The 17,252-nt window shown below is 62.7% G+C and carries 10 protein-coding genes, 1 tRNA gene and 2 pseudogenes; 3 read left to right on the top strand and 10 right to left on the bottom strand.

What is annotated here, in order from left to right; genetic code table 11:
* Positions 1 to 24 precede the first annotated feature (24 nt).
* Positions 25 to 1,104: a threonine/serine dehydratase gene (locus ABEG21_RS09215; RefSeq protein WP_347554351.1), complete on the bottom strand. Its 1,080-nt coding sequence runs from the start codon at positions 1,102 to 1,104 to the stop codon at positions 25 to 27.
* A gap of 214 nt (positions 1,105 to 1,318) precedes the next feature.
* A pseudogene (mfd, locus tag ABEG21_RS09210) lies at positions 1,319 to 4,906 on the bottom strand (transcription-repair coupling factor); the annotation flags it as partial.
* Positions 4,907 to 5,156: 250 nt separating this feature from the next.
* Here mfd and ispD point away from each other — a divergent pair.
* On the top strand, positions 5,157 to 5,999 hold the full coding sequence (gene ispD, locus ABEG21_RS09205; RefSeq protein WP_347554350.1) for a 2-C-methyl-D-erythritol 4-phosphate cytidylyltransferase: 843 nt from the start codon (positions 5,157 to 5,159) through the stop codon (positions 5,997 to 5,999).
* A gap of 13 nt (positions 6,000 to 6,012) precedes the next feature.
* The gene (gene ispF / locus ABEG21_RS09200; protein WP_347554349.1) at positions 6,013 to 6,492 is read left to right on the top strand and encodes a 2-C-methyl-D-erythritol 2,4-cyclodiphosphate synthase; all 480 of its coding nucleotides are present in this window, start codon (positions 6,013 to 6,015) and stop codon (positions 6,490 to 6,492) included.
* A 46-nt stretch (positions 6,493 to 6,538) separates the two neighbouring features.
* On the opposite strand, the gene ABEG21_RS09195 is transcribed toward ispF, so the two are convergent.
* The 8 genes and pseudogenes from ABEG21_RS09195 to ABEG21_RS09160 form a co-directional block, all read right to left on the bottom strand.
* Entirely contained in the window at positions 6,539 to 7,939 is a 1,401-nt protein-coding gene (locus ABEG21_RS09195) for an ATP-binding protein (protein ID WP_347554348.1), read from the bottom strand.
* Between the two features lie 3 nt (positions 7,940 to 7,942).
* Complete coding sequence (ompR, locus tag ABEG21_RS09190; RefSeq protein ID WP_024903006.1) at positions 7,943 to 8,668, bottom strand: two-component system response regulator OmpR; 726 nt, start codon at positions 8,666 to 8,668, stop codon at positions 7,943 to 7,945.
* A 258-nt stretch (positions 8,669 to 8,926) separates the two neighbouring features.
* Positions 8,927 to 9,883, bottom strand: coding sequence for a squalene/phytoene synthase family protein (locus ABEG21_RS09185; protein ID WP_347554347.1), 957 nt, complete (start codon positions 9,881 to 9,883; stop codon positions 8,927 to 8,929).
* Between the two features lie 103 nt (positions 9,884 to 9,986).
* Positions 9,987 to 10,169, bottom strand: a pseudogene (locus ABEG21_RS09180) (BrnA antitoxin family protein); the annotation flags it as partial.
* Positions 10,170 to 10,457: 288 nt separating this feature from the next.
* Complete coding sequence (locus ABEG21_RS09175; RefSeq protein WP_347554346.1) at positions 10,458 to 10,796, bottom strand: hypothetical protein; 339 nt, start codon at positions 10,794 to 10,796, stop codon at positions 10,458 to 10,460.
* Between the two features lie 250 nt (positions 10,797 to 11,046).
* On the bottom strand, positions 11,047 to 11,229 hold the full coding sequence (locus tag ABEG21_RS09170) for a hypothetical protein (protein ID WP_347554345.1): 183 nt from the start codon (positions 11,227 to 11,229) through the stop codon (positions 11,047 to 11,049).
* A 377-nt stretch (positions 11,230 to 11,606) separates the two neighbouring features.
* Positions 11,607 to 11,693: transfer RNA gene (locus ABEG21_RS09165), tRNA-Leu, on the bottom strand.
* Between the two features lie 115 nt (positions 11,694 to 11,808).
* The gene (locus ABEG21_RS09160; RefSeq protein ID WP_347554344.1) at positions 11,809 to 13,200 is read right to left on the bottom strand and encodes a sugar porter family MFS transporter; all 1,392 of its coding nucleotides are present in this window, start codon (positions 13,198 to 13,200) and stop codon (positions 11,809 to 11,811) included.
* 727 nt (positions 13,201 to 13,927) lie between these two features.
* Here ABEG21_RS09160 and ABEG21_RS09155 point away from each other — a divergent pair.
* A complete protein-coding gene (locus ABEG21_RS09155; RefSeq protein WP_347554343.1) occupies positions 13,928 to 17,068 on the top strand; it encodes a mechanosensitive ion channel family protein in 3,141 nt (1,046 codons plus the stop codon).
* Positions 17,069 to 17,252 lie beyond the last annotated feature (184 nt).

The following is a 17,252-nucleotide window of genomic DNA, read 5'->3' as shown; positions in this document are numbered from 1 at the left end:
TTTCCGGCCGCCTGGCTGCCTCGCTCAGAGGCTGCGTTCGGCGTAGGCGCGCAGCAACTGCTGCGAGTAGACGTCAGGATCGGTATTGCTGCCGCTCAGCACGATGCCGACGCGCTTGCCCGTCAGTTCGCGCCGCAACGGGCCTAGCAGGGCCGCGAGCGGGGCCGCGCAGCTGGGTTCCACGGCCATCTTCAATTGATCGAAGAGGCGCAACATCGCATCGCTCAGCTCGGCATCCGTTACCGTGACAACGCGGTCGAGATGCCGGCGACACAACTCATAGCTATATTGACCGACGTCGTTCGGCGCGAGTCGTTCGTCGAACGAGGCGCGCGTCCCGGTGCGTACCGGCTCGCCCGTCATGATGCTGCGGGCCAGCGCGTCCGCGTCGCGTGGTTCGACACCGAACACGCGGCAGTCGGGATTCGTCAGCCGGAAGGCAATCGACATGCCCGCCGCGAGGCCGCCGCCGATCGGGACGATCACCGCATCCAGCTTCGACGCCTGCGTCGCCCATTCATAGCCAAGCGTCGCCGTGCCGAGCACGGTCCGATAGCCATGAAACGGCGAAAGAAAAGTCCGGCCCTCGTCGGCGACGATGCGTTCCACCTCGTCGAGCGCGGCGTTGGCATTGCCGACGACCACCACATCGGCGCCATAGTGTTCGGCGAGGGCGGTGCGTGAGCGGATCGCGCCGTCGGTAACGACGATCTTCGCGCTGATCCCCAGTCGCATCGCCGCATAGGCGACGGCGACCGCATGGTTGCCGGCGCTGGCGCACGTCACGCCCATGCTGCGCTGCGTATGATTCAGCGCAAGCATGTTCGAATAGGCGGCCCGCGTCTTGAAGGTGCCGGCGTACTGCAGCAATTCCAACTTGAAATGCAGCTGCGTATCCTCGAGCGAGACGAAGTCGTTCTTCTCGAAATGGGGCGTCCGGGTGACCCATGGGGCCAGGGCCATATGTTCGGCGGCGATATCGTCCAACGTGGGAACCGGAATGCCGGCAACGATATCGGCCGCCGCGCTGCCGCCGGGGGCAAAGGTGGGAAGTCCCTGAAGTCCTGATGTGTTCGACGGATAGGCCATCGTCTTGTCGTTCATCCGGTTAGCCCCGTTCCACCTGACGCTTGCGCGAGGGGTCCCGTGACACGTTTCCTTTGCCCTGTGCCGCCGCCGGCGTGCCGGAAACAGCCCGGTCTCCGGCGCCGCCGGGCGCCGCTCCGCCCGTGGGATGCGCGGACGGTAGCGGTGCGCCCAGTGCGCGCAGCGTTTCCTTGATCGTCGCCACGCGGATCGCGAGATCCGGGCTGCTGGCTTCGATCCTCAACTTATCCTGACCCGCCAATTTGATGTGACGATTCTTCTGGACCATCGTGATGATCCGCATGCCGTCGATCGGTGGATTCGGAATGAATTGCAGCGCAATCGCATTTTCCGATGCATCGATTTTCGCGATACCCAAAGGCCGCGCTTCGAGTCGCAAGCGATGAATTTCGACCAGGGCCTGCGCCTGTGGCGGCAGCTTGCCGAAGCGGTCTATCAATTCCTCGTGCACCGTATCCACGGCCGTTGCAGTCTCGCAGTTTGCAAGCCGTTTGTACAGTGACAATCGTTCCTGTACATCGGTGCAGTAATCGGACGGCAGGATGGCCGGAACATGCAGATTGATTTCCGTCGTCGCCGCTAGCGGCGAGACCAGATCGGGCTCGCGCCCGGCCTTCAGCGCCTTGACGGCATCGGCCAGCATCTCGGTGTAAAGCTGGAAGCCGATTTCGGTGATATCGCCGGACTGCTTGTCGCCCAGCACTTCACCGGCGCCGCGGATTTCGAGGTCGTGCATGGCGAGATAGAAGCCCGAGCCGAGTTCTTCCATCTGTTGAATCGCCTCGAGCCGACGGGTGGCCTGTGTCGTCAAGCCGTCGACGTCGCGCACCAGCAAATAGGCGTAGGCCTGATGGTGCGAGCGACCGACGCGGCCGCGCAACTGGTGCAATTGCGCCAGGCCGAAACGATCCGCGCGATGCATCAGGATCGTGTTGGCGCTCGGCACGTCGATGCCGGTCTCGATGATCGTTGTGCAGAGCAGCACGTTGTAGCGACGGCCGGTGAAGTCGCGCATCACGCGTTCGAGTTCGCGTTCGTGCATTTGGCCATGCGCCACGACGACACGGGCTTCCGGCACCAAGGCTTCCAGCATCTCGCGGCGAGCGTCGATGGTTTCCACTTCGTTATGGAGGAAGTAGACCTGGCCGCCGCGCTTCAACTCGCGCAGCATCGCCTCGCGGATCACGCTGTCTTCCTCGCGCCGCACAAAGGTCTTGATCGCCAGCCGTTTTTGCGGCGCTGTGGCGATCACCGAGAAATCACGCAGGCCTTCGAGCGCCATGCCCAAGGTCCGGGGAATCGGCGTGGCGGTCAGTGCCAGCATATCCACTTCGGCCCGCAGGGACTTCAATTGCTCCTTCTGCCGCACGCCAAAACGATGCTCTTCGTCGATGAGCACCAGCCCGAGTCGCTTGAACTTCGCATCGCCGGACAGCAGCTTGTGCGTGCCGATGACGATATCGACGGTGCCGTCTTCCATCGCCTGCAGGGCGGCGGTCGTTTCCTTGCCGGTGCGGAAGCGGGACAATTCGGCGATGCGAATTGGCCATTGCGAAAAACGGTCCGAGAAGGTCTGGAAATGCTGCTCGGCGAGCAGCGTGGTCGGGCAGAGCAGGGCGACCTGCTTGCCATCCATCACTGCGATAAACGCGGCGCGCAAGGCCACTTCGGTCTTGCCGAAACCGACGTCGCCGCAGACCAGGCGGTCCATCGGTCGGCCGCTGGTCATATCGGCGATCACCGCCGCGATGGCCGCGGCCTGGTCCGGCGTTTCCTCGAAGCCGAAGGTTTCGGCAAACGCGTCGTAGTCGCGCGGCGAGAGCTGGAAGGAATGCCCCTCGCGCATCGCGCGGCGTGCGTACAAATTCAACAACTCGGCCGCGGTGTCGCGGATCTGCTGCGCGGCTTTACGCTTGGCCTTTTCCCATTGTCCGGAGCCGAGTGCATGCAACGGCGCCGTTTCCGGATCGGCGCCGCTATAGCGTGAGATCACGTGCAACTGCGACACGGGGACATAGAGCTTGCTGGCGCCGTTGTATTCCAGATGCAGGAATTCCGTATCGCCTTCGCCCATATCCATCGTCACCAGGCCATGATAGCGACCGATCCCATGCTGGCTGTGCACTACCGGGTCGCCGATCTTCAGCTCCGACAGGTCGCGCACCATCGAGTCGACGGAGCTGGCCTGTTCCTGCCGACGACGTCCGCCACGCCGCGCGATCTGCCCGTAGAGTTCCGTCTCGGTGATCAGCGCGACGCGTTCTTCGGGCAGCGTGAAGCCGGAGGCGAGCGGGGCGATCCCGAGCGCAAACGTCGCCGCCTGTTTGGCCGCGGCGGACTTGCCCGTGGGCAAGCCGCCCAGGAAAGAGGCGAAGTCGTCGACCAGGACCGGCTTCAATCCTGCGTCGCTGAGCATTTGCGCGATGGTCTCGCGCCGTCCCGCCGATTCCGCCGCGAGGAAGACATGTCGGCCGGGCGCCGACACGAATGCCCGCAAGGCGCTGACCGGATCCTCGGCATGACGATCGACGGCGAGCACCGGCAGCGACGTCGCGAACGATTCGTCGTTCGCGGCGCCGGCAGGTGTTTGCGCGGCGGCATCGGGCGTGTCGCCGGCGACGTGGTCCGCGTCGGATGCCGACGTGGCCGACGTGGCCGGTGCGGCGAGCGTGGCCGCATCCGCTTCGCCGCGCGGCCGCGTCAACGCCAGCCGTGCGAACGGTTTGGCGCGCGTGAAGAAATCCTCTGCCGACAGAAACAGCCGTTCCGGGGGCAGCAAGGGGCGATCGCGATCGTGCCCGAGGAAGCCGTAGCGCTGTCGGGTGTCGTTGCTGAATCGGTTGATGGCCGCTTTGATGTCGCCGATCATCACCAGCTGCGAATGGGGCGGCAGATAGTCGAGGAAAGTCGCCGTTTCGTCGAAAAACAGCGGCAAATAATATTCGATGCCGCCGGGCGGCACGCCGTTGCCGATATCGCGATAGATCGTCGAGCGGCTCGGATCGCCCTCGAAAACCTCGCGCCAGCGCCGGCGGAACGCGGTGCGGGCAGTTTCGTCGAACGGAAACTCCCGTCCCGGCAGCAAGCGCACATCGGGCACCGGATACAGACTACGTTGCGAGTCCGGGTCGAATGCGCGAATCGACTCGACTTCGTCATCGAACAGGTCGATCCGATATGGCAGCGGGGAGCCCATCGGGAACAGATCGATCAGACTGCCGCGTACGCAGTACTCACCGGGCCGCATCACCTGGCTCACGTGTTCATAGCTGGCGAGCGTCAACTGCGCCTTCAGCCGCGCCTCGTTGAGCTGCGCGCCTTGCTTGAAGGCGAACGTGTAGGCGGCGAGGAAGGAGGCGGGCGGCATGCGATAGGTCGCCGTCGTTGCCGGAATGATGACGATGTCGCAGCGCCGTTCGCCCAGCGCGCTCAATTCATGGAGCGTCGCCAACCGTTCCGAGATCAAATCCTGGTGCGGCGAAAACGAGTCGTAGGGCAGCGTTTCCCAATCCGGCAGCAGACGGATGCGCAGGCCCGGCGCGAAATAGGGCAGTTCGGTGGCCAGGCGCTGCGCATCGAGGGCGTTCGCGCAGACGACGGCGAGCAGGCCCGGCGCATTCGCCTCGGCGCCGGCCTTGGTCGCGGCGCGACCATTGGCCGCGCCGTCGGCAGGGCGATTGCGCGCGTAAGCGGCAAAGTAGCGAGCGATCAGCAGCGCATCGGACGATCCTGGCGGGGCGCTGACCGCGTATCGATTGCCCGGCTTGACCAGCGGCACCGGGGAGCCTGCGGCGGTCATCGCCGCGAAGGCATCGGCCGCGGCCGCCTGGGCTTCGGGAGCGGGCGTCAACGCGGGATCGGTCGATTGGGCGGCCGGGGACGTGGCGGTGCCTGTGCGAGCGCCCCGCTGAGAGGATTTGGACGTATCTTGCATAGTGTTCCGTTCGGCGCGCCGGAGGCCGCGCGTGTCGCTGCACCCGGTGCGTAGAACATTATTATAGAATCCGTCGGCGTGACTGGCGTTTCTCGTTTTCTAGATTACGGACAAGATGGTCGAATCTCCGACAGTTGATGGCGGCAACGCCCCCGCCGCACCCCCGCCGGCGCAGGCCGGCGCCGGCGCGCGCGCCCCGCAACAGCGGGCCCACGCACGGCTTTTTGCCGTGATTCCCTGTGCGGGAACCGGCACGCGGGCCGGCGGCGGCTTGCCGAAGCAGTATCGCACCGTTGCCGGTCGTAATATGTTGTACCACGCGCTAGCCGCGTTCGACGCCTGCGCGGAGTTCGCGCAGACCTTGATCGTGCTGTCGCCGGACGACACCGCTTTCGACCCGCGCCGTTTCGAAGGCCTGCGCTACGCCATCCGCCGTTGCGGCGGCAATAGCCGGCACGCGAGCGTGCGGAACGGTCTGGCGGTGCTACAGTCCGACTTCGGCGCCCAGCCGCATGATTGGGTGCTGGTGCATGATGCGGCGCGACCCGGCGTGACGCCGGCATTGATCCGGACGTTGATTTCAGCGGTCAGCCACGATCCGGTGGGCGGCATCGTCGCCTTGCCCTTGGCGGACACGCTGAAGCGTGAACGGGCTATGCCGGTTGGCGACGACGCGGCGGCATCGGCGGCCGGAGAGACGGTGCGTATCGCGCGGACCGAGCCGCGAGACGGGCTCTGGCTCGCGCAAACGCCGCAGATGTTCCGGCTGGGGCTATTGCGCGATGCGCTCGATGCTGCCGATGCAGCAGGTCGCGCCGTCACCGACGAAGCCAGCGCGATCGAGGCCGCCGGCCATGCGCCGCAACTGGTCCGCGGCCATATGCGCAATTTCAAAGTCACCTATCCGGAGGACTTTGCGTTGGCGGAAGCGTTGCTGCTCGCCACGCAAGCCTCGTAGTCAGGAAGAGCAGATGAAGATTCGAGTAGGACAGGGGTACGACATCCACGCATTGGTTCCGGACCGGCCATTGATCATCGGCGGTGTGCAGATCGCGTACGACCGTGGGCTATTGGGGCACTCGGACGCCGATGTCCTGTTGCACGCCATTACCGATGCCTTGTTCGGCGCCGCCGGACTGGGCGATATCGGCACGCATTTCCCCGATACCGCCGTCGAATTCAAGGGTGCGGACAGCCGGGTGTTGCTGCGCGAAGCGGTTCGCCGTGTGACGGCGCAGGGTTGGCGCATCGAGAATGTGGACTGTACCGTCATCGCGCAACAGCCCAAGCTCGCCTCGTATATGCCGGCCATTCGCGAGACGATCGCCGAGGATCTCGGTATCGCCGGCGATACCGTCAACGTCAAGGCAAAGACCAACGAGAAACTGGGTGCGCTGGGTCGCAGCGAAGGCATCGCGGCACAGGCTGCCGTGTTGTTGCTGCAGGACTGACATCGGCCGCAGCGGGGGCCGCTGGATGTTGCGCGGGCCTTAGCCGTTAGGCCAGCGCGTCGCTGCCTGCGCCGACGGGAGGGACTGTCGCTCCGGCGTGCCGGACGATGGGAAAGCTCAGCGTGATTTCCAGACCGGGCCCAGGGACGCGGTTTGCAAGTCGCATCGTTCCCCGATGCCGTGTCACGAGGCGCTGAACGATGGCCATACCCAGCCCGGTACCGTCCGCCTTGGTGCGGGCTTCATCGACGCGATAGAACGGCCGCGTGATCAGCGGCAGTTGCGCTTCCGGGATGCCCGCGCCGGCGTCGCCCACGCTCAGGATGGCGCGGTCATCGCTGGTGGCACTTAGCCAAAGCGAAATATGGGTCTTGCCGTCTTCGCTGCGGCCGTACTTCTTCGCATTTTCGACGAGATTATCGACGATACGGCGCATATCGGTGGGCTCCGCCTCGACGACGACGGCTTCGGCCACCTGCACGGATTCCAGCGTGACCTGATCATCGCTGCCCAGCCGGGCGACGATGTCGCGGCACATGCCGCTCAGGTCGAAGCGTTCCATGCCTCTTTGTCCGGGCCGCGCATAGTCGAGGAAGCGCCCGATGATGCGATCCATCTGCTCGATGTCGTCGACCATGGCGTCCTTGGTCGCCTCATCGGCCGGGCTCATTTCGGTTTCCAGCCGGAGTCGGGCGAGCGGCGTGCGCAGATCGTGCGAAATACCGGCGAGCATCAAGGCGCGATCGGTTTCCAGCTGTTCGAGATCGCGCACCATCTGGTTGAAGCTGCGGTTCGTATCCGCGGCCACGCCCAGCCCCCGTTCGGGGAGCGGGTCGGGCATATTGCCTGAACCCACTTTACGCGCCGCGCGCGCGAGTCGTGCAAAGGGGCGATTGACGAGACTCGTAATAAACGCCGCCCCGAACAACGAGAGGGCCAGCGCGAACACGCCCCAGCCCAGCCATTGCAGGCCGGTGGCATTGTCGAGTTGGTCTCGATTCAGCGATACCCAATAATCGTCGTCGTCGATCTTGAAGCTGATCCAGACGCCGGGAATGCTATTGACCGACGACGCAATGGCGGTGTCGTCGCCCAGGCGTTTTCGCAGGTCGAGTTCGATCAGGCGATTGACGGGATCGTCGGGCTGTCGGGTGAAGCGGTCGGATGTCTCGCGCGGATAGACACGCACGCCCTCGTTGCTCTCGAGGTCCTGCAGCAAGGCGCGACGCAGATCCGGGTCGGAATACAGAAGCGCGGTCCGCGTCAGCTTGACGATGGAGACGAGCTGAAGCGCCACGCGCTGGGCGCGGGGTTCACGCTCGATCACGCGAAAGCTCTGGAACCAGGCGGTCAGGCTCACGGTGATCAGCAGCGCGATCAATAGGAAGGTGCGCCAGAACAGACCGCCGAAAGCCAGCGACAGCAGACGCCGATCGATTCTGACCAAGACTTACGCGGCTCCGTCCGGGATGAAGACGTAACCGAGACCCCAGACCGTCTGGATAAAGCGCGGGCTGCTGGGATCGGGTTCGACCAATTTGCGAAGGCGCGAAATCTGCACGTCGAGGCTGCGATCGAAGACTTCGTATTCGCGTCCACGCGCTAGCTCCATCAGCTTTTCGCGGGAAAGCGGCTGACGCGGATGGCGGGCGAACACTTTCAGCACGGAGAACTCGCCGGTGGTCAGCGGGATCTCTTGGCCGGCCTTCGTCAATGTCCGGGTCGCGAGGTTCAGCGAGAATTCGCCAAACTCGAAGACTTCGGTCGTTTCCGACGGTGCACCCGGCAGTTCCGCCGGCGCGCGGCGGCGCAATACGGCGTGAATCCGCGCAACCAGCTCGCGCGGATTGAAGGGCTTCGGCAGGTAGTCGTCCGCGCCCATTTCCAGGCCGACGATACGATCGACGTCTTCGCCCTTCGCGGTCAGCATGATGATGGGCGTGCGGTCGTTGCCTCCGCGCAAGCGGCGGCAGATCGACAGACCATCTTCTCCGGGAAGCATCAGGTCCAGCACAAGCAGATCGAAACGCTCGCGGACCCAAAGCTTATTCATCGATGGGGCATTTTCAGCCACATAGACATTGAAACCTTGTTCCCCGAGATAGCGGCGCAGCAGGTCGCGAAGACGAGGATCGTCGTCGACGACAAGTATTTTTGATGGGCTTTTATTTTCCATGTCGTCATCTTATCGCGGTTTTGCCGCGTGTACGATTTGCAAAATGAGCGGATTTACAAAGCGTTACGTGATTTACCAATGGTGCCGCGGGGGCGGCTGCCCGACTCCCCGGTTCGCTCGTCGAAGCGGTTCTTCCCGTGCCCGCGTCGATGTACTGAATGTCCAGCGTTCAACCATCGCCTGGGCAGGGGTGAACCCTCCGGTCCATATTGTGTCACGACTCGCGCCTTATCCGCTCGTGGCCGTGTAAAGGAAGGCCTAAAGGGTTGCCCACCACGAAACCAGAAGATTGCGCACCGGGGTCAGCGCGATTCGCTGATGCAGGACCGAGACGTCGTCACGAATGACTTCATCGAGCAGGCGTTGCGCCATGGCTGCCTCGGCCAGCAAGGTTCGTTGGCGCCGTCGCCGGGCGCGGGGCAGGGCCGATGCCGCGGTGCGCGCGTCGAGCAAGATATTGCGGCTTCGCGCTGCCTGCTCCTGCAACAACGTTTTCATGGCGGGGGTATAGCGTCGATTCAACACATCGGAGGCGGGCACGTTATGCGCCTGCATGTCGTTGACCGGCAGGTAGATGCGGCCGTGCCGGGCGTGATCGCCGATCGAGGCGATCAGTTGCGCGAGCCGTGTGGCCGCACCGAGTGACACGGCCCATTCCGGAAGGTCGGCGTCGTCGAGGGCCTTGATGGCATGGGTGGCATTCCCTGCCGATGCGGCATCGACCGGCGCTGGCGCTTTTGTCGTCGGCGTCGGACCGGTTTTCATCGCCTTGCCATCGGCGTGTTCCGCGCAATACGCGAGCACGCCGGCGAGCCGGCCGCTGCTTGCGCGTAATTGCCGCTGCAAGGCGTCGAAGTCGACATAGCGGGCTTTTTCGAGGTCCTCACGATAGGCGCCGACGACGCTGATCAGCAGCGGTGCCAGTTGCGGCAACCAGTTGCCCGGGGCGGCGGCCAGTGTCTTGGTGATGGGGTGAGAAGGCAATGGCGACACGCCGACGCCGGAAGCGGATGCGATTTCCTGCTCCCACCAGGCGAGCTTGGTCTGCGCGACGCTCGGCTCGCTTGCTTGCGTCACCGTATCCTCGCACTCCTTTTGCAGCGCATAGAGCGGGGCGAACAGCTGGCGCTGTGCGGGCGACGCATAACGCAGCGCGTAGTAGAGGGGGGAGCCAGCGGGCGCTGCTTGCTGCAGACAGTAGTCGAGTGGATTCACGCGGGGAAAAGGCTGAGTGTTCGTTGGGTGCTGAAAGGCCAGCCACGCGGGCTGCGACGGCCCTCGTCGAGGATCGCGAAGGCCGGAATCGATGCTTTCGCGATTATGCCTGATGCGTGAGCAGCCACTCGCGCAAGGCATCATTCATTTGCGTTTGCCAGCCACTTCCTCGTGCCTTAAACGCTTCGACGATATCCGCGTCGTAACGGACGCTCAACAGCACCTTGGGCGCAAGCGATTTGGGACGTCCACGCGCGCCAAGTTTCTTCATCTGCCTGAATTGCGTCGCCGAGACCTCGAACGTATCGCGGTCGGCGGCGGTCGGCGGCGGACGGAGGCGGCGGGGCGGTCAGCGTTCGGCGGCGCCGATGGATCGCATTGCGTGGGTGCTGGAGACGCGCGTGGAGATATTGATCGGCAGGCAAGCGGGGGGACGACCGCGTCGGGTGGTACTCAGTCGATTATCTCTGACGGTAGCGGATCGACAACCTTCGCGAACATAGCGGCTGGAACTCAAGCAGAAAGGGCGCTAACAGGTTGCCGGCCCATGAATAATTTCTCTTCGCGCTCGGGGTCAATACTTCTTAGGCTTTGTCGCGGTTTTAATCGCCTCGGTCAAATGCGGCTTCAAATCTTCGATTTCCCATTCGTCGAAAGTTTTGGCGCATCCTCCGCCCATCGAGCTACAAGCAGATTTAAACTTGCCGAGCTTCCGGTCGTAAGCGATGCTGAGGCAAGGATTTTTCCGTATATCTCTTAATTGGACGATCGCATCGTCCTCCGCGCATACAAAGTTCTTGTCGGAATTTAAAGAGCGTATTGCAAAGCCACCCGCCGATGTTCCCCCGCTCAAGCCGATGTAGTAATCCTTGTACCAATCCTCGATCGCGGAATAGGGGTTGTATGCCCACATCAGACAGACCGTAGGCGAACTAAGATAGTCGATTCGTTTTTTTTGATATTTAAATGACGAGATGCATTTCGACTTTAAGTCGTAAGCTGACGTCTTGTTTAATATATGTTGAATTAAGAGTGCGGTCCTGTGCGCGCGCATTCCGAAAACTGTGTTGAGAGTCGGCAGCTTCAATATATTATTGTTCGACGGCACCTCTCCCCCTTCCTGATCAGTTTATTGTTAAATGTTCCAAATCCCATACGTCGATTCAGTCGTCATCATAGCTTTTGCAAAGAAAGAGGAGTTCGGTTTTATAAAAAATATTTAGCGCGATGGCGCGTCCAGCCTTGAGCATTGGCTTCCAGCTGGCCGACTCGATCTTGTCGCGGCGCGCGTCGATCATTGGGGGAATTTGCGCGAGACAGCCCAGTGCGGGCGGAATCCCCGCCACACCGACGGCATTTGCCCGCCCCAATAGGGCAACACCGGTACGCGTCCAGGCCCGGCGTTGAAGCGCGGACTGTGCTCGTCTATGACGGCGTGCGCCTGCCGCATGCCTTTACAGCCTCGACACAGTATTGCCTCGCAGAAGATTGACCGATGCGACCGCACATCCGCAAATCGGTTCGTCGAAGAGCCGCGCTGGAAAAATGAACGTCAGCAAGCCACCGTCGATGCGCACAGGGGGGGGGGGCCACGTTTGAGAAGGGGAAAGATGTAGCGTAAAAGTCGCTTAATCAGAGTTAAATCAGGGCAAAAAACGGCCGTTTTCACCGTCTTTTGCCTGACCAAAAATCATCTAACTAATTGATTTTTATAGAGTGATGGTGGTGCGAGGAGCGGGACTCGAACCCGCACACCATTGCTGGCGTCAGGACCTAAACCTGGTGCGTCTACCAATTTCGCCATCCTCGCACGCTTGTCCATGCCACGTCTTAAGGACGCTTCATGGACAGCCGAAGATTATATCAGAGCGGAGCGGCTGCAGCTATCCATTTTGCTTCGTTTCGCTGCCAGCCCGCTCAGCGCATCAACGCCCCAAAGACCGGAGCGATTTGCCTGCAAACAGATTGCGCTCGATATGTTCAAGCGAGACGCCCTTGGTTTCCGGTACCAGCACGATCGTCAGCACGATGAAAATCGCATTCATCACCGCATAGCCGGCGAACGTGGCCGGTGCGCCGAAGTCGTTGATAAAGGTCAGGAAGGTCGCGCCGGCTGCCATATTGGCAATCCAGTTCGTGAACGTCGAGATCCCGATACCGAAATCGCGGCCCTTGGTCGGCTGAATTTCCGAGCACAGGATCCAGATCAGCGGGCCGGCCGACATTGCAAAACCGACGATGAAGATCAGCAGCGTCGCGGCAGCCGTCATCTGCTGCGCCGGCGTGTGAACGCCCATGTGCAGCAGCAGGCTCAACGTACCCATGCCCGCAGCCATCACGACAAAGCCGGTGTAAAGGATCGGCTTGCGGCCCCAGCGGTCGACGAGGCCGATGGCGATAAAGGTCGCCGCCACGTTGACGGCACCCACCAGCACCGTGCCCATCAACTGGTCATGCGCGCTGCTGAAACCCGCCAAGCCGAAAATGCGCGGGGCGTAGTACATGACGACATTGATGCCGGTCAGCTGCTGCATCACCTGCAGCAGGATGCCCAAGGCGATCGAGCGGCGGAAATTCGGGTTCGCCTTCAGCAGCGAGAACCCTTCCTGCTTGACCTGCAATTGCTCCTTGATTTCATTCACTTCCTGCTGCGCCGTTTCACGATCCGGGCGCAACTGGAGCAATACCTCGAAGGCTTCCTGCTCGCGGCCGCGCATCATCAGCCAGCGCGGACTACGCGGCAGCACCAGGACGCCGAGCAGCAACAGGATGGCCGGGAAAGCGATGACGCCCAGCATCCAGCGCCAGTTTCCGGTCGAGGACAGGGCGGTGTTGGAAATAAACGCGGCGAGGATGCCCACCGTGATCATCAACTGATACAGCGAGATCATCGCGCCCCGAACCGATTGCGGCGCGATTTCCGACAGGTACAGCGGCGCGGTGAAGGACGCGATGCCGACGGCCAGTCCGAGCAGGATCCGACCGCCGATCAGTGCCGTCGGTGACCAGGCAAAGCCGCATATCAAAGAGCCCACCACGAACAGAATGGCGCCCAAAACCAAGGAATATTTCCGGCCGAGCTGCCAGGAGAGGTAACTTGCCAGCACGGCACCCACCGCCGCGCCGAACATCATGGAGCTGACGATCCATTCCTGCATCTTGTCCGAGATTTCGAACGTCTTGGCGATGAAAGGCAGGGCGCCCGAAATCACACCAATATCAAGGCCGAAAAGAAGGCCGGCGAGCGCGGCCATCACACAAGTAAAAATGACTCTGGCGCGCGATGTCTGGGGCGCCGATGCCGTGATCGTATTCAATGACTGTCTCCTGCGACATCCGGTTGTCGGCCGGCACGTCGCGCTGTGTTGATATCGCAGCGTATTACGCCGCGTGTTTTTACTCATCCTGCCAGCAAGCGGGATCGCCACTTGCTGGCGATACCCGGTTGAGGAGGATTGCTTGTCGCAACAAGCAATTTGTACGCCAATCTTGCCATGTTCCGGGGCAGTGTGTCTGTTCGCGGGTTGCAAAACCCGGGGCAAGGGTGCAGCGCACTGAAAGACTGCCGCGTTTCCTGGGTGCGTGCTTACATCTCTCTTTCTATGTTTTTACGTGAAATTTACGTTTAGTAAGGCGACATTTCCGCGCATGCCTTGCTTTTCGTCGCCCCGATTGTAAAAGCGCGGCACGTGGGCGATCCAGGTCCTTCCTAGGCCGTCGTCGGAAGCGGAAAGTGGCGCGTTGCACTCGCGGCAGATGTCGAGGGTTAGCCCGGACGCGCCCGAGGTACCTCCTGTCGTTTCGCGATCGGGGCACGCCGGCGCTGGCACTGCGATCGCGCGCGTTTTGTCAGTCCACCGTCCCTTGGCCGCGAAGGCAGGAAAAAGCTGCAACAATACAGGTAGGGGGTTGTGAGTAATTTTGTCTGCATTGCATCGAGGCCGTCGCGCATGCGTGTCAACGAGTCCATCGGCATGCGACTTACTCATTGACCTATCAACGGACCATCGCGGGGCTTGTGCGCCGCGTTTTACGCGACATCCGATGTCTAAACGTTTTTTCTCTTTTGCCTCACTCGCGATACCGCGTGCGCGGATGCCCTTCGTTGCGGCGCTGCTGGCAGCTTGCCTGGTCTCGTCGGCGTGGGCGCAAACCCCTGCCGGCGCGTCGGGGAGTGCCTCCGACGCAAAAGCGTTCATGTCCACGGACACACCGGCCACCTCGCAGAAGTCGGCTGCGACCGATGCAAATGGGGGCGACAGCAGCGCCGATCGTGGCGCGTCGTCCGCGATTGCCGCTTCGCAGGCGCAGGCCGCTGTGCCTTCGAGCGCAGAGAGCGCGGGACCCATCCTCACCGCGAGCGATGTCTCGCCCGCTACCGCACAGCGCGCCCTCGGCGTATTGCAAGATAGCCGGCAGCGCGAGGCCGCAGTGCACACGCTGCAAGCCATCGCCGCGGTCGCGCCGGTCACGTCGGCGTATGGTGCCGAGGCAGGGCGGGACGCGAGCGCGCCTACTGCCGCCCGTCGCCTTCCGGTATCCGAGTCAGAGGTCGCGTCAGCGCCGGCCGCCAGTGCGGCCGCTCCCGCAGCGCCCGCGCCGACATCGGCCGCTCCTAGCGCGGCCGCCGCGCCCTCGGCATCGGCCGCATCGGCGGCGCAGGCGAATGCGCCAATCCAGGCAAACGGTCTGATCGCTCAGTTGCTGCGTCTGGTCGCGCACTGGGCCGACGGTTTGAGCGATCAGGTCCATAAGCTGGCCCAGTCCGTCGCGGCGTTTCCGGCCTTCGTGAAATGGCTGGCGGCCACTTTCAGCACATCGCGCGGGCAGTCTCTGGGAATGCAGGGTCTGGAAGCCTTGGGCGCGGTCTTTCTGATCGGGCTGGCGTTGGAGTGGGGGCTGCGATTCGCGCTGAAGAAGCCGCGGCTTGCACTGGTGCATCAAGCCGATGCCAGCGAGAATCGCGCGATTGCGCGCGAACGCGCGCGGGAACTGGCGGCGCGCAAGCGAGAGATCCAGGAAGCGCGCGATGCGCGACTGGCTGAGGCCGCGGCGCAAGCCGCCAGCCGAGAGAATGGCGACGATGTCCCGGGCCATGATGCCGGCGCCCCGCCAAGCGATGCGGCGCATAAAGCGCCGGCCGCCGTTGACGCCAAGCGCAAGTCGGCGCAACCCAACGCCAAATCCGCGGCCCAGGCGGCGAGCGATGGGCCGCCATCCGACGTCGCGCTGGTACGGACCGTCGTCGATGGGGAGGAGCGTATCGAAGCGGTGCCGGTGGATGCCGGCGACGGCGTCTCGACGCAGAGCGACGCGGACCAGGCACGGGCCGACAAAGCGGCGAAGTTACGCGAAGCGGAGGGGAGGGAGGATCCGGAGGTCGCAGAGGCGGCGAAGAAGGCTGAGGCCGAGTCGGCGCGTCATTGGAGCACCTTGCGTCACGCACCCTATGCGATCGCAATGCTGATTCTCGAACTGTTGCCGATGCTGCTGTTCTTCATCGCAGCGGGCCTGGTATTGCGCTGGGTCGCGGTCGACAGTTCGCGCATCGATGACATGACCGAGGCCTTCATCGATGCCTACTTGACGACGCGCATCACGATGATCGTCATCCGACTGCTGTTCGTGCCCGAGTCGAAGGGCATGCGCTTGTTGGACGTAACACAGCACACCTCCGAGACGGTCGAGCGATGGGTGCGCGCGATTATCGTCGTCGCGGCATTCGGCGTGGCATTGGTGAAGGGTGGCGCGGCCTTTGGCGCGAGTCATCAAGGCCAGATCGCTTTCATGAAGTTGGTCTCGCTGATCGTCCATACCTGTGCGGTCGTGCTCGTGTTGAAGACGCGCGTGGCGGCGGGCGGTGCCATTGCCGGATCGCCCGATGCGACCGGTTCCACCGCCGGCGTACGCCGCTGGCTTGCCGGCGTGTGGCCTGTTTTTGCCTGTTTCGTCATCGTCGCGGTTTGGGTGGTCTTTGCCTTGGGCGTAGAAGACGGCTTCCCCAAACTGGTCCACTTCTTCGCGATCACCATCGGCGTCATCGTCGCAGCACGCCTCCTGGCCATCGCTTTGCTGGGCGGTCTGGGCAGGCTGTTCCGCCATGAGGCGAAGGAAGGCGACCCGGTTAGCGCGAGCGCCAAGCTGGCGGACCGCTATTACCCGATCATTCGCGCCGTCGTCACGGCACTACTCTTCGTCTGTGCCGGTATCGCCTTGCTGCAATTGTGGGGCTTCGATGCGATCGCTTGGTTCACGCGCGGCACGGTCGGGCGCAATCTGACGTCTGCGATTTTGACGATTTTCATCGCGGCCATCATTGCGATCGTCGTGTGGGAGTCGGCCAATATCGGCGTCGACCGACGGCTGCAACGCTGGAACGATCGCGGCGATACGGTGCGTGCGGCGCGACTGAAAACCCTGGTGCCGATGCTGCGCACATCGCTCTTCATCTGCATCCTGTTGATCGTCGGCCTGACCGCCTTGAACGAGATCGGCATCAACACGACGCCGTTGCTGGCGGGTGCCAGTATCATCGGCGTGGCCCTGGGCTTCGGTTCGCAGAAACTGGTGCAGGATTTCATCACCGGTATCTTCCTGCTGATGGAAAACGCGATGCAGGTAGGCGATTGGGTGACAGTCGCCGGCGTGTCGGGCAGTGTCGAATATCTGTCCATTCGGACTGTGCGCTTGCGTGGCAGCGACGGCTCGCTCTACATCGTGCCTTTCAGCTCGGTCACGACTGTGAACAATGTGAACCGTGGGCTCGGCAATGCGGCGGTTCGCGTCAGCGTCGCGTACGACACCGATGTCGACCGCGTCATCGCCGAACTGAAGAAGCTGGGCGTGGCCATGCGTGAGGATGCCGATTTCAAGGACCTGATCATCAACGATCTGGAGATCTGGGGCGTCGATGCTGTCGATGGCGCGTCGGTAACCGTCGCGGGCCAGTTCCGATGCCTCGACAAGGGTCGTTGGGGCGTGCAGCGCGCCTTCAACAAGCGCATCTTCGAGCGCTTCCGTGAACTCGGCATCGAGATCGCGAATCCGCGCATCAATTATTGGCAGGACGTGGCGGGAAATGCCGGCCCGCGTGGCGCGGCCGAGCGGCCGGCAGACGGCGGAGAACCGGGGCGGATGCCGGAAACGCCGGACGACGCGGCGAAATCGTCAGGGCCTGCGAAATAGTTTGGTAGAATAGAGAGCTTTAACGCTCAACGCACAAGCCCTGGGCGCGCGCCACGTCTGATCGCGTGGTGTGAGGCATTGGGTTTTTTTCAGTGATTTCCGGAACCTAGCTGTCCGGTGCGTGAAAAAAACCTGGTGATATAGGCGGCGCTATCGCCCGGGCGAGAATTCAAGAGAAACGGAT

This window comes from Robbsia sp. KACC 23696, from assembly GCF_039852015.1.
Lineage (GTDB): Bacteria > Pseudomonadota > Gammaproteobacteria > Burkholderiales > Burkholderiaceae > Robbsia.
This window is presented reverse-complemented; position numbering and strand designations above follow the sequence as displayed.

Excerpts from the sequence above, each read along its gene's own strand:
- ompR (WP_024903006.1), bottom strand. The coding sequence starts at position 8,668 with ATGGAAAATAAAAGCCCATCAAAAATACTTGTCGTCGACGACGATCCT.
- ABEG21_RS09175 (WP_347554346.1), bottom strand. The coding sequence starts at position 10,796 with ATGTGGGCATACAACCCCTATTCCGCGATCGAGGATTGGTACAAGGAT.
- ispF (WP_347554349.1), top strand. The coding sequence starts at position 6,013 with ATGAAGATTCGAGTAGGACAGGGGTACGACATCCACGCATTGGTTCCG.
- ispD (WP_347554350.1), top strand. The coding sequence starts at position 5,157 with ATGGTCGAATCTCCGACAGTTGATGGCGGCAACGCCCCCGCCGCACCC.
- ABEG21_RS09155 (WP_347554343.1), top strand. The coding sequence starts at position 13,928 with ATGTCTAAACGTTTTTTCTCTTTTGCCTCACTCGCGATACCGCGTGCG.
- ABEG21_RS09215 (WP_347554351.1), bottom strand. The coding sequence starts at position 1,104 with ATGAACGACAAGACGATGGCCTATCCGTCGAACACATCAGGACTTCAG.